We start from the raw sequence: 12,647 nt of genomic DNA on the forward strand, positions 1-12,647 counted from the left end.
CTAGATCAAGCGGTTTCCCAGGTGCTCGGCATCACCGGCATGCGCTGGCCGTCGTCGAGCGCATCGCCCGGGCGTGTGATCAACCCGGCCGCCAAGCCCCCGACCTTGTGCGCCGTGCCGACGAACCCGAGAGGCCCCGCGCCCTGATCTGCGGCTGCCACGCCGTCAGGCTCCAAATCCATGTATTCGTAGCCGCGTCCGAGCTGTTTGGCCTTGGCCCGGCGCCGCCGCTGAGCTTGAGCCTGCTCGGCGGCGGCCGCTTCGACTGCTGGGGCTCCGGTCCTGTCGGGTTCCGGCTCCTTCTTCCGGGCGCCGGAGCCCGCCGTTCGTTTGGCATCGGCACTCAATCCGCCCAGTAGGTAGCCGAAATCGCCCATCCCCAGGCCCAGACCCGCCCCGGTCACCGGCGGTGGCGCCGTTGCCGACGGCGGTGGCGGGGCGGGTGTGGACGCGGCCGCGCTCGCGTCGACGGGAGCCGGCGACGGCGTAGGGGGAGAGGTCGGGATGCTTGGCGCCAGCGCCGCGACGGGCGGTGCGGTTGGCGCAACCGGCAGCGCAGGCGGCACCGCAACCAAAGCTGCCAAGCCCTTGGCGCCGATCGGCACCAGCACGGCGCCGGTGGCCAACGGCACCAGCGGCGCGGCCAGCAGCGACACCACCGCCGGGAGCAGCACCAGCGTCTGCTCGAGCAGTGTCTTCAGCAATGCAATGGTGTCGGTGATGATCGTTCCGACGGCTTCGACGGTAGCGAACAGCAGAGCAAAACCGATGGTCGCGGGATTGCCCGACGCGAACGCCGCGGCAAGATCGGCCGCGATGAACGCGAATGTCTCTGAGAGCAGGGCCACATACGTTCCGATGTCCATCGGATAGCCAAGGGCGAACGCGATGTTGAGCGGGCTGAGGTAAGTAAGTGGATTGCCCAGGATGAGCAGATACGGGTCGAACGCGAACAGCGCTTGCAGGAAAGGGATGTTCGCCAGCCAATTGATGAACGGCTGAATGACGTTGTCGTAGAAGGCCGTATACCCGATGTCCTGCAGGAATTGCAGGATCAGCTGCTGCCAGTCGGGGGGTGTGGCGAATAAATCGGCGGCTGCGGCCGCGTTCGATTTCACGATCTGCGGCGCCGGTGTGTTCTGCGGCGCGGCGGCCACAGCGGCAGTGGCAACACCTTGATAGACGCTCATCACGGTGGCGGCCTGAATCCACATGCGCGCGTAATCGGCTTCGTTCAGCGCGATCGGAATCGCGTTGATGCCAAAGAAATTCGTCGCTACCAGCACTGCTCGGGTGGCGTGGTTGGCGGCCAGCTCCACCAGGGTCGGCATCGCGGCCAGGGCGGCGGTATAGCCGGCGGCCGCGGCTTCCTGACGGGCGGCCATCGCTGCGCCGTCAGCGCTGGCTTGGATGAGCCACGCCAGATACAGCGCGTGGGCGGCCACATACGCGGTGGCGGTGGGGCCGTCCCAGGAACCTGCTTCCACTCCGGCCAGCAGCGCGGTCAACTCGTCGGCAGTCTGGGCGTAGACGACACTCAACGAGTGCCAGGCCTCGGCCGCCCCGAGCAGCGGCCCCGGCCCCGGGCCACTGCTCAGCAGCGACGAATGCACTTCTGGAGGTAACGCGATCCAAAGCGTCATGGCGGGTCAGCTCTCTCGGGGTGCACCGCCCCGGGTAGCAGTACGCGATGACGCGAGTCTCCTGGCTCTCGGATCGCCGCTCGCCTCGCCTTCCAGCCGGTGGCCGTGGCTTGTGAGGGTCGCTCCCCGATTACAGTGGCGGGACCGCGCCGGCTTTGCACCGGCTTCCTGCATCGTCATTGCCTTACGCGCGACATTGTCGCATCCAACGGCCACGTGTGCGCGCCGTGAACGACACATGAATTGTCACCGATGCCCCGCCACGATGGTGGCGCCGCTATCCGGGCGCCGTGAAACTAATGGCGTGGCGATAACCCCTTCTTCTACGGCTGCCCTATTTCGTTCCGTGGTGTGCTGGCTGCAAGTCGGCTACCCCGACGGTGTTCCTGGACCCGACCGCGTGCCGCTGTTGGCACTACTGCGCAGCACACCTTTGACCGAGGACGAGATCGAAGACGCCGTAGACGCCATCGACGAGGAAGCCGAGGACGGCCAGCCCGAACGTGACGTGATCGCGGACTTCATCGAGGATATGACGCACTACGACGCCAGTCCGGAAAGCATCGCCCGGGTTGCGGCCAAGTTGGCGGCCGCCGGCTGGCCGCTGGCGGGCATCAGCGATTTCGTCAACGGGGACACGGCTGAGCCGGCGGTAACCGCATGACATCGACTGCCGCCGGGGCCACGGGTAAGACGGCTTTCTTCAGTTCGGTACTGCGGTGGCTGCGCGCCGGCTACCCCGAAGGCGTCCCAGGTCCCGACCGGGTGCCGTTGTTGGCGTTGCTGCGCGCAACGCCGCTGACCGAGGACCAGATCAGGCAGGTGGTGCGCGACATCACCGCCCCGGGTTCAACGGCCACCGCCGACGGTGTGATCAACCGTGACGAGATCGCCGAATTCATTTCCGAGGTAACGCATTACGACGCCGGTCCGGAAAACATTCAGCGGGTCGCAGGTGTGCTGGCCGCCGCCGGTTGGCCGCTGGCCGGAATCACCGTCGGCGAACCGGGCGCTTAACCCCCTACGGGGCTCCGGTAGCTGCTACAGCTTCGAAATATCGATGACGAAGCGGTAGCGCACGTCGCTGGCCAATACCCGCTCGTATGCCTCGTTGATGTAATCCGGTTCGATGACCTCGATTTCGGGTTTGACGTCGTGTTGGGCGCAGAAGTCCAGCATCTCCTGGGTCTCGGCGATCCCGCCGATGTTGGACCCGGACAGGCTGCGCCGCATCAGGGCCAGCGCAAACGCCGGCACTTCCATCGGGTGCTCGGGAATGCCGAGTTCGACGAGCGTGCCGTCGACGTCGAGCAGGTTCAGATACTGGTTCAAGTCAAGGTTCGCCGAGACGGTGTTGAGGATCAGGTCGAAGCTGCCGCGCAGCTTCTTGAACGTCTCCGGGTCGGAGGTCGCGTAGTAGTTGCTGGCGCCCAGGCGCAGGCCGTCTTCCATCTTCTTTAGCGACTGCGACAGCACCGTCACCTCGGCGCCCAGCGCCGCGCCGAGCTTCACGCCCATGTGGCCCAGCCCGCCCAACCCGATGATCGCCAGCCGCGTGTCCTGCCCGGCGTTCCAGTGCCGCAGCGGTGAAAACAGTGTGATGCCCGCGCATAGCAGCGGTGCCGCGGCGTCCAGCGGCAGCGCAGCGGGTATACGCAGGACGTAGTTCTCGTCGACGACAATCGCTTGGCTGTAGCCGCCTTGAGTCGGCTGGCCGTCCCTGCCGATCGAGTTGTAGGTGAAGCTGGCGCCCGGCTTGCAGTACTGCTCGATCCCGCGCTGGCAGCTGCTGCATTCCCGGCAGGAGTCCACGAAACAGCCCACGCCGACGTGGTCGCCGACCTTGTGCTTGGTCACCTCGGAGCCCACGGCGCTCACCACCCCGGCAATCTCGTGGCCCGGGACGACGGGGTAGTTCGGTTGGCCCCATTCGGCTTTCACCGTGTGGATGTCGGAGTGGCAGATGCCGGCGAACTTGATATCGATCACCACATCGTGCGGTCCGGGGTCGCGACGGGTGATGGTGGTCTTGGTCAGCGGCTCGGTGGCCGAGCTGGCCGCGTATGCGGAAACAGTGGTCATGGCAATCTCTCTGCGGTTTTCAGTTGCGTCGTAAAAAGCTTAGCCAAGTTAAATTTCTCAGGCGCAGTGGGCTGGTGGGTCCCGGGCATCAGCTTATGACCCGCTAGGCACGGCGGCCTTGAGCAAAAACTGACGACCTAATTGATGGGCGCGTTGATCCAGCGCAGGTCGTCGACGACGCCGCGCGCCGCGATCAGTCCCTCGCCGGTCTGCCAGATCTCGTCGTTGACGACAAACACCCGATTGTCGCGGGTGGCCGACAGCCGGCGCCAGGGATCGCTATCCAGGACGGCGGCCGCGCGCTCGGCTGCAGCCGGCGATGCGCAAGACACGTAGATGATGTCGCCGTCGGCCGCCGAGAAGTCCGGCCCGTTGGCCAGGTCGGCGTCGCTGGTGCCGTACTCGATGTAGGCCTTATCGGTGAATCGTTGTGCGGCGGGCCGGTCCACTCCCACCGCCGTCAGCACACTGGCCGCAAAGTTGTTCGCCCCGTATATCCGCAAGGTGTTGGTCGTCAGCTGGACCACCGATGCCTGGAAGTGGGTGGCGTCATGTTTTGCGCCGACGTCTTTGGCCCGCTGCGCGAACCCCTTGATCAAGTCGTCCGCCGCGGTGCCGCGCGCCGTCGCCGCCCCGACACCACGCAGGTTGTCTTCCCACGCCGCCCCCGGCGCTCCGGTGAACACCGTCGGGGCGATCGCTGCCAGCTGCGGGTACAGCTTCGCCGTCAATGCCACCGAGCCCAGGATCAGGTCCGGGTGAGCCGCGGCGATCGCGTTCAGATCGGGATTATTGCGGGAGCCGACTCCTGGTACGTCGTGCAGCGCCTTACCCAGGTACGAGGGTTGACTTGTGGAACCGTCCGGCAACGCGGCGGCGACCACCCGGGATTGCAGCCCGAGCGCGCACACCGCATCGAGCTGGTCGCCGGAGAGCACCACTATGCGCTGTGGGTCGGCCGGCACCTGGGCGATATCGGGGGTGACTCCGGAAGCGTTGTGCGCGGGCCGGGTGGACGGTCCGGGATCCGCGGCGGCCGCGTCGCGCGCGCACGCCTCGTCTGGCTTGCGGTCGTTGCCCAGCACCCCGGCGCCGGCGATCTGGGTGGTGGGAGTGACGACCGAGCGTGACGCACTGCCAGGCGGCTGATCCGAACCGCAGCCGCTGCAGGTCACGAGCACTGCTGCCGCTGCGGCGGTGAAGAAAGTGGACCGCCTCCCGCCGAAAGACACGCGTCCGACGGTAACACCGGGGCCCCTGCTCCAGGCATTTACGACAGTTTGTAGGACCTGGCCTGCCGCTGTCGCAATCGAGGGCTAAGATTCCAGTCATTAATGCGTAAAGCCGCCCTGTCCGGGATGGATGTTTGGAGGAGCTGTTGACAGCCGAAGCGCCCCCGTTGGGAGAACTCGAAGCAGTCCGCCCGTTCCCGGCGCGGACCGGTCCCAAAGGGAACCTCGTCTACAAACTGATCACCACGACCGATCACAAGCTGATCGGCATCATGTACTGCGTCGCCTGCTTCATCTTTTTCTTCATCGGCGGGCTGCTGGCGTTGTTGATGCGTACCGAGCTGGCCTCGCCCGGGCTGCAGTTCTTGTCGAATGAGCAGTTCAACCAGCTGTTCACCATGCACGGCACGATCATGCTGCTGTTCTATGCCACTCCGGTCGTCTTCGGCTTCGCCAATCTGGTGTTGCCCCTGCAGATCGGCGCACCCGATGTGGCCTTTCCGCGGCTGAACGCCTTCTCGTTCTGGTTGTTCGTGTTCGGTGCCACGATCGCGATGGCGGGCTTCATCACCCCGGGCGGTGCCGCCGACTTCGGCTGGACCGCATACACCCCGCTCAGCGACGCCATCCACTCGCCGGGCGCCGGTGGTGACCTGTGGATCCTGGGTCTGGCGGTCGCCGGTCTGGGCACCATCCTCGGTGCGGTCAACATGATCACGACTGTCGTCTGCATGCGGGCACCGGGAATGACGATGTTCCGGATGCCGATCTTCACCTGGAACATCCTGGTGACGTCCATCCTGGTGCTGATCGTGTTCCCGCTGCTGACCGCGGCGTTGTTCGGCCTCGCGGCCGATCGGCACCTGGGCGCTCACGTCTACGACCCGGCCAACGGCGGAGTCCTGTTGTGGCAGCATCTGTTCTGGTTCTTCGGCCACCCCGAGGTGTACATCATCGCGCTGCCGTTCTTCGGAATCGTTTCGGAGATCTTCCCGGTCTTTTCCCGCAAGCCGATCTTCGGCTACACCACGCTGGTTTACGCGACGCTGTCGATCGCCGCGCTGTCGGTCGCGGTGTGGGCGCACCACATGTTCGCCACGGGCGCCATCCTGCTGCCGTTCTTCTCCTTCATGACGTACTTGATCGCGGTGCCGACCGGGATCAAGTTCTTCAACTGGATCGGCACCATGTGGAAAGGCCAGTTGACATTTGAGACGCCGATGCTGTTTTCGATCGGCTTTGCGGTCACCTTTCTCCTGGGTGGTCTGACCGGCGTGCTGCTGGCCAGTCCGCCGCTGGACTTCCACGTCACCGACAGCTATTTCGTGGTCGCACACTTCCACTACGTGCTGTTCGGCACGATCGTGTTCTCCACGTTCGCGGGCATCTACTTCTGGTTCCCGAAGATGACCGGTCGCCTGCTCGACGAGCGGCTGGGCAAGCTGCACTTCTGGTTGACGTTCATCGGCTTCCACACCACGTTCCTGGTGCAGCACTGGCTGGGCGACGAGGGGATGCCGCGCCGTTACGCCGACTACCTGCCCACCGACGGTTTCCAGGCACTGAACGTCGTTTCGACGATCGGCGCCTTCATCCTTGGCGCGTCGATGTTCCCGTTCGTGTGGAACGTGTTCAAGAGCTGGCGCTACGGCGAGGTGGTGACCGTGGACGACCCGTGGGGGTACGGGAACTCGCTGGAGTGGGCGACCAGCTGCCCGCCGCCGCGGCACAACTTCACCGAGCTGCCCCGCATCCGCTCGGAGCGTCCCGCATTCGAGCTGCACTATCCGCATATGGTGGAGCGAATGCGCGCCGAGTCCCACGTAGGCAGGGCGCACGGACACGAGGGCCACGACGTGACTCGGGCCGACGACGTGAGCGTTCGCTCTTGATCGTTTTGATTGGTCGCAGCCGCGGGTGACCGCGTCACCCAATGTGTCGGTACTGATCACGGTCACCGGCATCGATCAGCCGGGTGTTACCTCTGCCCTCTTCGAAGTGCTCTCCCGGCACGGGGTGGAGCTGCTCAACGTCGAACAGGTGGTCATCCGGGGTCGGCTCACGCTGGGTGTTTTGGTGTTGTGTGCGCTGGAAGTCGCTGACAGTACTGCGCTGCGCAGCGAAGTCGCGGTCGCCGTCCATGAAAAGGGCCTCGACGTCACGATCGAGCGCAGCGACGACCTGCCGGTCATCCAGGAGCCCTCGACCCACACCATTTTCGTGCTGGGCCGTCCGATCACCGCCGGGGCCTTCGGAGCGGTCGCCAGGGAAGTGGCCAGCCTGGGCGTCAACATCGACTTCATCCGCGGCATCTCCGACTATCCCGTCACCGGCCTCGAACTACGAGTTTCGGTGCCGCCCGGCGTCGACGGCTTGTTGCAGACCGCCCTGACCCAGGTCGCGGCCAACGAGCACGTTGACATCGCCGTCGAGGACTACGGCCTGGCCTGGCGCACCAAACGGCTCATCGTGTTCGACGTCGACTCCACCTTGGTTCAGGGCGAGGTCATCGAAATGCTCGCGGCCCGGGCCGGCGCCGAGGGAAAGGTCGCGGCCATCACCGAGGCAGCAATGCGCGGCGAGTTGGACTTCGCGGAGTCGCTGGAACAACGCGTGGCCACCTTGGCCGGCCTGCCTGCCAGCGTGATCGACGACGTCGCCGCGCAACTCGAATTGATGCCGGGCGCACGCACCACGCTGCGCACGCTACAGCGGTTGGGTTTCCGGTGCGGCGTGGTCTCGGGCGGCTTCCGGCGGATCATCGAACCCCTCGCCGAGGAGCTGAAGCTGGACTTCGTCGCCGCCAACCAGCTCGAAATCGTCGACGGCATACTCACCGGGCGGGTCGTCGGAACAATCGTCGACCGCCCGGGAAAGGCCACTGCGCTGCGCGCCTTCGCCGAACAGTACGGAGTGCCGATGGAGCAGACCGTCGCAGTCGGCGACGGCGCTAATGACATCGACATGCTGATCGCCGCGGGCCTGGGAATCGCCTTCAACGCCAAGCCGGCGCTGCGTGAGGTGGCCGACGCGTCGCTGAGTCATCCGTATCTGGACACGGTGCTTTTCCTGCTGGGTATGACCCGCGGGGAGATCGAGGCCGCCGACGCTGCCGACGGCGTGCTGCGCCGCGTGGAGATCCGCGCCGAGTAACTCAGCACGACAAACTTCATCCGCGAATATTTCGGTGCCCATCATATGATAAATTCTTCAATCGTTAAGTTTACAAAGTCTTAAGCGAGGATCGTGTGTCGGAGCCGCTGTACAAGCTCAAGGCCGAGTTCTTCAAGACGCTCGGGCATCCGGCCCGGATCAGGATTCTGGAACTGCTCTGCGAGCGCGATCACACGGTAGCCGAGCTGTTGCCCGAGGTGGGCCTGGAGTCATCCAACCTGTCTCAACAGCTTGGGGTGCTGCGGCGTGCCGGGGTGGTCACCGCGAGCAAAGACGGCAACACGGTGATCTACTCGATCACATCACCGCTGATCACCGAACTGATGGCCGTGGCCCGGCGGGTGTTGACCGGAATGCTCACCGGCCAGGTCGCGGTGCTCGAAGATCTGCGCGCCGGCGTCCCGGTGGACAGGTAGTAGGTGCGGCGACATGGGGTGGATCAGCAGAATCCTGCGGCTTGGCCGCGTCGCTGAACAAGCCGCCGCGGCCCCCGCACAAGCGGTCGCTGCGCCGGCCGGGGTGCGCGGATCGCTGCAGATCCGCCATGTCGACGCCGGTTCCTGTAACGGCTGCGAGGTTGAGATATCCGGTGCGTTCGGGCCGGTGTATGACGCCGAACGGTTCGGGGCCCGGCTGGTAGCGTCCCCGCGGCATGCGGACGCGCTGCTCGTCACCGGGGTGGTCACGCGGAATATGGCTCAGCCGCTGCGCAACACGTTGGCCGCCACACCGCAACCCCGGCTGGTGATCGCCTGTGGTGACTGTGCGCTCAACCGGGGTGTGTTCGGGGACGCCTATGGCGTGGTCGGCTCCGTTGCCGAGGTCATCGGAGCCGATGTCGAGATTCCGGGATGTCCGCCCTCGCCCGACCAGGTGGTGGCGGCCCTGCGCGCGGTGACCGGCAGGTGACTGCGACGATCGCGGCCGCACCAGCCGGCCATTCGGATACAGTGCGCCGCAACGAAATCGGGCATCTGCTAAGCGGGGGAGCTACGGCGGCGATCGGTGCTGCCGGAGCCGGGTTGGGACTCGCGGGTGTGTTCGGCACGCTGCCGCGGGTACAGGTCGGGTGGCTGCTTCCGCTCAGTGGCGTGGACCTCGAAGTCAGTCGATTGGGCGGGTTCTTCATGGCGCTGACGGGAGCGGTCGCCGTCGCCGTCGGGGTATACAGCATCGGATACGCGCGTCGCGAGCGACTGGGCGCCGTCGCGCAGCTAACCCTGCCGCTGTTCGTTGCGGCGATGCTGTTGGTGCCGGCCGCGGGATCGGTGCCCAGCTTCCTGTTGTTCTGGGAGCTGATGGCGCTCACCTCGCTGATTTTGCTTGCGACTGATCATCGCCGGGCCGAAGTCCGTTCCGCCGCAGGCTATTACGCGGTGATGACGCAACTGGGATTCGCCGGGATTCTGCTGGGGCTGATGGTGCTGGCCGCGGCGGTCGGCACGGATCGGTTCGCCGCTATAACCGATATAAACAAGGTCTCGGGCGGGGTGCGCAGCGCGGTATTCATGCTGACACTGGCCGGATTCGGTTCCAAGGCTGGCCTGTTGCCGTTGCACGCGTGGCTGCCGCGGGCTCACCCGGAGGCACCCAGTCCGGTCTCGGCGCTGATGAGCGCGGCCATGGTCAACCTCGGCATCTACGGGATCATCCGAGTCGATCTGCAGTTGCTGGGCCCGGGTCCGCGGTGGTGGGGCGGGGTCCTGCTCGCCGTCGGCGCCGTCTCGGCGGTATACGGCGTGTTGCAGGCGTCGGTGGCCGCCGATCTCAAGCGGCTACTCGGATACTCGACGATCGAGAACATGGGCCTGGTCACGCTGGCGCTCGGTGCGGCCACCTTGTCGTCGGCCGCCGGCGCCGGTGCGGCGGCCGTCATCGCCATGACCGCGGCGTTGCTGCATCTGGTCGCGCACGCCGCGTTCAAGAGCCTGGGATTCCTGGCCGCGGGTTCGGTTCTGGTGGCCACCGGGCACCGTGACCTCGACCGGCTGGGCGGACTTGCCCGCCGAATGCCTTTCACCACGACATTTTTCGGCATCGCGGCACTGGGCGCCTCGGGATTGCCGCTGGGCGCGGGCTTTGTCAGTGAATGGTTGCTGGTGCAATCGCTGATCCACGCCCGGCCGCACCACAACACGATGGTGGGTTTGATGACGCCGTTGGGGGTCGGGGCGGTCGCGCTGACGACCGGTTTGGGTGTGGCCGCGATGGTCAAGGCGTTCGGCACCGGTTTCCTGGCACGGGCGCGCTCGGAAGGGGCGCTGCGGGCAGCCGAAACGCCGATCAGCATGCGGGCCGGGATGGCGGTTGCGGCGGTTGGATGCCTCGTGGTCGCGGTGGCCCCGGGTGCCGCCGTCGGGGTGCTTCAGGCGGTGCTCAGAACCCTCCCGCCGTCCAGAAACGCCGATCTCACCAGTTTGGGCACGGTGCTGCGGTTGCCGGGTGTGAACGGTTCGATCGCGCCGGCCCTGCTGGCCGCCGCCATCGTCGTGGCCGTGCTGATCGTGGTGGGCCTGACCAGGTGGGGCTCGCGTCACCGCCCGCCGACTGCGACGTCACCGCTATGGGCCTGCGGGGCAGATGAACTCACGTCGCGCATGCAATACACGGCGACGTCGTTCGGCCAGCCGCTGCAGCGCGTCTTTGACGACGTGCTGCGCCCCGACACCGGCATCGAGGTGACGCACCTGGAGGAGACGCGCTATCACGTGGAAAAGATCGCGTACCGCGCCAACGTGGCCGACGCCGTCGAGGACCGTGTCTACGCTCCGGTCCTGCAGGCCGTCGCACGCTGCGCACAAGTGGTCCGGCGGGCACACAACGGGAGTGTGCATCTGTACCTCGGCTACGGGGCACTCGGCGTGCTCATCGTGCTGGTGGTGGCGCGATGAACGTGATGTCCATGGTGGCCGGCGCGGCGCAGATCGGCGCGGTAGTGGTGGGGGCCCCGCTGATCGTCGGCCTGATGCGACAGATCCGCGCGAGGTCCGAAGGACGTTGCGGTGCCGGCATTTTGCAGCCGTGGCGCGACCTGCGCAAGCAGTTGCGTAAGCAGCAGATCAGGCCGGAAGGCACCACTTGGGTGTTCGCGGCGGCTCCGGTGGTGGTGGCGGCGACGACGTTGTTGATCGCCGCGATCGCCCCACTGGTCGCGACGGGTTCGCCGCTGGACCCCGTCGCCGATCTGTTCACGGTGGTGGGCCTGCTGTTTCTGGGCACTGTTGCGCTGACGCTGGCCGGTATCGACACCGGCACCTCGTTCGGCGGGATGGGCGCCAGCCGTGAGATCACCATTGCAGCCCTGGTCGAGCCGACTATCCTGCTGGCCGTCTTTGCGCTCTCCATCCCGGCTGACTCGGCCAATCTCGGAGCCATCGTTGCCTTTACGCTCGGCAGCCCGAGTGTGGTGATCTCACTGTCCGGAATCCTCGCCTTGGTCGCCCTGGTGATCGTGGTGGTCGCCGAGACCGGCCGGCTGCCGGTGGACAATCCGGCGACGCACCTCGAATTGACCATGGTGCACGAGGCGATGGTGCTCGAATACGCCGGACCCAAGCTGGCACTCGTCGAGTGGGCCAGCGCGATGCGACTCACGGTGCTACTGGCACTGCTGGCGAATCTGTTCATTCCCTGGGGGATTGCCGACAGCCGGCCGAGCCTGATCGGCGTCGGGATCGGAGTCGCGGCCATCAGCGCGAAGGTCGCCCTGCTGGCCGTCGTGCTCGCCGGCGCCGAGGTTTTTCTCGCCAAACTCCGATTGTTCCGGGTGCCCGAACTACTGGCGGGTTCCTTCCTGTTAGCCCTGCTGGCGGTTACGTCGGCGAACTTCTTTGCGGCGCAAGGGTAACTATCGATGACCGACCTCGATTACGTGGGTGTGCTCGACCTGGCGCCGGGCGGGCTGGTGCTGGCCGCGGTGCTGATCGTCTGGCGGCGCGATCTGCGTTCGATCATTCGGCTGCTCGCGGCGCAGGGTGTCGCGCTGGCCGCGATCCCGATGATTCTCGGTGTGCACAGCCATGATTGGGAGCTGATCGGCATCGGACTCGCGCTGTTCGCGTTGCGGGCGGTGATATTGCCGTGGCTGCTGGCCCGGGCCCTGGGCGCCGAGCAAACAGCGCAGCGCGAGGCGACGCCGCTGGTCAACACCACCGCTTCGCTGCTGATCGCGGCCGCCCTGACAATGGTCGCGCTCGCCGTCACCCGGCCGGTGGTGAACTTGGCCCCCGGCCCGGCTACCAGCGCTGCCCCCGCGGGCTTGGCGGTCGTGCTGATCGCCCTGTTCGTCATGGTGACCCGGCGGCATGCCATCTCGCAGGCCGCGGGATTCCTCATGCTGGACAACGGGATTGCCGCCACCGCGTTTCTGCTGACCGCCGGGGTGCCGCTCATCGTGGAATTGGGTGCCTCGCTGGACGTGCTGTTCGCAGTGATTGTCCTCGGCGTGCTCACCGGTCGGCTGCGGCGGATGTTTGGTGGTACCGACCTCGACCGGCTGCAGCGATTGCGAGATTGA

General features: G+C 66.1%; 12 protein-coding genes and 1 riboswitch. Of the genes, 9 read left to right on the top strand and 3 right to left on the bottom strand.

Annotated features, from left to right (window positions below; genetic code table 11):
* Positions 1-5: 5 nt before the first annotated feature.
* Positions 6-1,643: a PPE family protein gene (locus BST12_RS05515; RefSeq protein WP_083112009.1), complete on the bottom strand. Its 1,638-nt coding sequence runs from the start codon at positions 1,641-1,643 to the stop codon at positions 6-8.
* A gap of 34 nt (positions 1,644-1,677) precedes the next feature.
* Positions 1,678-1,857, bottom strand: a riboswitch (cobalamin riboswitch).
* Positions 1,858-1,989: 132 nt separating this feature from the next.
* On the opposite strand from BST12_RS05515, the gene BST12_RS05520 reads away from it, so the two are divergent.
* Together BST12_RS05520 and BST12_RS05525 are read left to right on the top strand one after the other, a co-directional pair.
* Positions 1,990-2,307 (top strand): DUF3349 domain-containing protein, encoded by a 318-nt coding sequence (locus BST12_RS05520; RefSeq protein WP_083112010.1) that lies wholly within the window; start codon positions 1,990-1,992, stop codon positions 2,305-2,307.
* The gene (locus BST12_RS05525) at positions 2,304-2,660 is read left to right on the top strand and encodes a DUF3349 domain-containing protein (RefSeq protein ID WP_083112011.1); all 357 of its coding nucleotides are present in this window, start codon (positions 2,304-2,306) and stop codon (positions 2,658-2,660) included. Before BST12_RS05520 ends, BST12_RS05525 begins: the two co-directional genes overlap by 4 nt.
* A gap of 24 nt (positions 2,661-2,684) precedes the next feature.
* Here the strand turns inward: BST12_RS05525 and BST12_RS05530 are convergent, their stop codons facing one another.
* A complete protein-coding gene (locus BST12_RS05530) occupies positions 2,685-3,725 on the bottom strand; it encodes an NAD(P)-dependent alcohol dehydrogenase (RefSeq protein WP_083112012.1) in 1,041 nt (346 codons plus the stop codon).
* Positions 3,726-3,862: 137 nt separating this feature from the next.
* Positions 3,863-4,957, bottom strand: coding sequence for an iron-siderophore ABC transporter substrate-binding protein (locus BST12_RS05535; RefSeq protein WP_083112013.1), 1,095 nt, complete (start codon positions 4,955-4,957; stop codon positions 3,863-3,865).
* 146 nt (positions 4,958-5,103) lie between these two features.
* Here BST12_RS05535 and ctaD point away from each other — a divergent pair, with 146 nt between their 5' ends.
* The 7 genes from ctaD to BST12_RS05575 all read left to right on the top strand — a co-directional run bounded on the left by ctaD (position 5,104) and on the right by BST12_RS05575 (position 12,647).
* Positions 5,104-6,849, top strand: coding sequence for an aa3-type cytochrome oxidase subunit I (gene ctaD, locus BST12_RS05545; RefSeq protein ID WP_083112115.1), 1,746 nt, complete (start codon positions 5,104-5,106; stop codon positions 6,847-6,849).
* Between the two features lie 25 nt (positions 6,850-6,874).
* Entirely contained in the window at positions 6,875-8,110 is a 1,236-nt protein-coding gene (serB, locus tag BST12_RS05550) for a phosphoserine phosphatase SerB (RefSeq protein ID WP_083112014.1), read from the top strand.
* A 95-nt stretch (positions 8,111-8,205) separates the two neighbouring features.
* Positions 8,206-8,547, top strand: coding sequence for an ArsR/SmtB family transcription factor (locus BST12_RS05555; RefSeq protein ID WP_083112015.1), 342 nt, complete (start codon positions 8,206-8,208; stop codon positions 8,545-8,547).
* 13 nt (positions 8,548-8,560) lie between these two features.
* Positions 8,561-9,040 carry an NADH-quinone oxidoreductase subunit B family protein gene (locus BST12_RS05560; protein WP_083112016.1) on the top strand — a complete coding sequence of 160 codons (480 nt, stop codon included), beginning with the start codon at positions 8,561-8,563 and terminating at the stop codon, positions 9,038-9,040.
* On the top strand, positions 9,037-11,022 hold the full coding sequence (locus tag BST12_RS05565; protein WP_083112017.1) for a proton-conducting transporter transmembrane domain-containing protein: 1,986 nt from the start codon (positions 9,037-9,039) through the stop codon (positions 11,020-11,022). The genes BST12_RS05560 and BST12_RS05565 overlap by 4 nt, the downstream gene beginning before the upstream one ends.
* A 5-nt stretch (positions 11,023-11,027) precedes the next feature.
* Positions 11,028-11,978 (top strand): respiratory chain complex I subunit 1 family protein, encoded by a 951-nt coding sequence (locus BST12_RS05570; RefSeq protein ID WP_139801512.1) that lies wholly within the window; start codon positions 11,028-11,030, stop codon positions 11,976-11,978.
* A 6-nt stretch (positions 11,979-11,984) separates the two neighbouring features.
* A complete protein-coding gene (locus BST12_RS05575) occupies positions 11,985-12,647 on the top strand; it encodes a hypothetical protein (protein WP_083112019.1) in 663 nt (220 codons plus the stop codon).

This window comes from Mycobacterium angelicum (genome assembly GCF_002086155.1).
Lineage (GTDB): Bacteria > Actinomycetota > Actinomycetes > Mycobacteriales > Mycobacteriaceae > Mycobacterium > Mycobacterium angelicum.

Bases quoted from the DNA above. Each gene is read 5' to 3' on its own strand.
- BST12_RS05515 (WP_083112009.1), bottom strand. From the start codon at position 1,643: ATGACGCTTTGGATCGCGTTACCTCCAGAAGTGCATTCGTCGCTGCTG.
- BST12_RS05570 (WP_139801512.1), top strand. From the start codon at position 11,028: ATGTCCATGGTGGCCGGCGCGGCGCAGATCGGCGCGGTAGTGGTGGGG.
- BST12_RS05525 (WP_083112011.1), top strand. From the start codon at position 2,304: ATGACATCGACTGCCGCCGGGGCCACGGGTAAGACGGCTTTCTTCAGT.
- BST12_RS05530 (WP_083112012.1), bottom strand. From the start codon at position 3,725: ATGACCACTGTTTCCGCATACGCGGCCAGCTCGGCCACCGAGCCGCTG.
- BST12_RS05575 (WP_083112019.1), top strand. From the start codon at position 11,985: ATGACCGACCTCGATTACGTGGGTGTGCTCGACCTGGCGCCGGGCGGG.
- BST12_RS05560 (WP_083112016.1), top strand. From the start codon at position 8,561: ATGGGGTGGATCAGCAGAATCCTGCGGCTTGGCCGCGTCGCTGAACAA.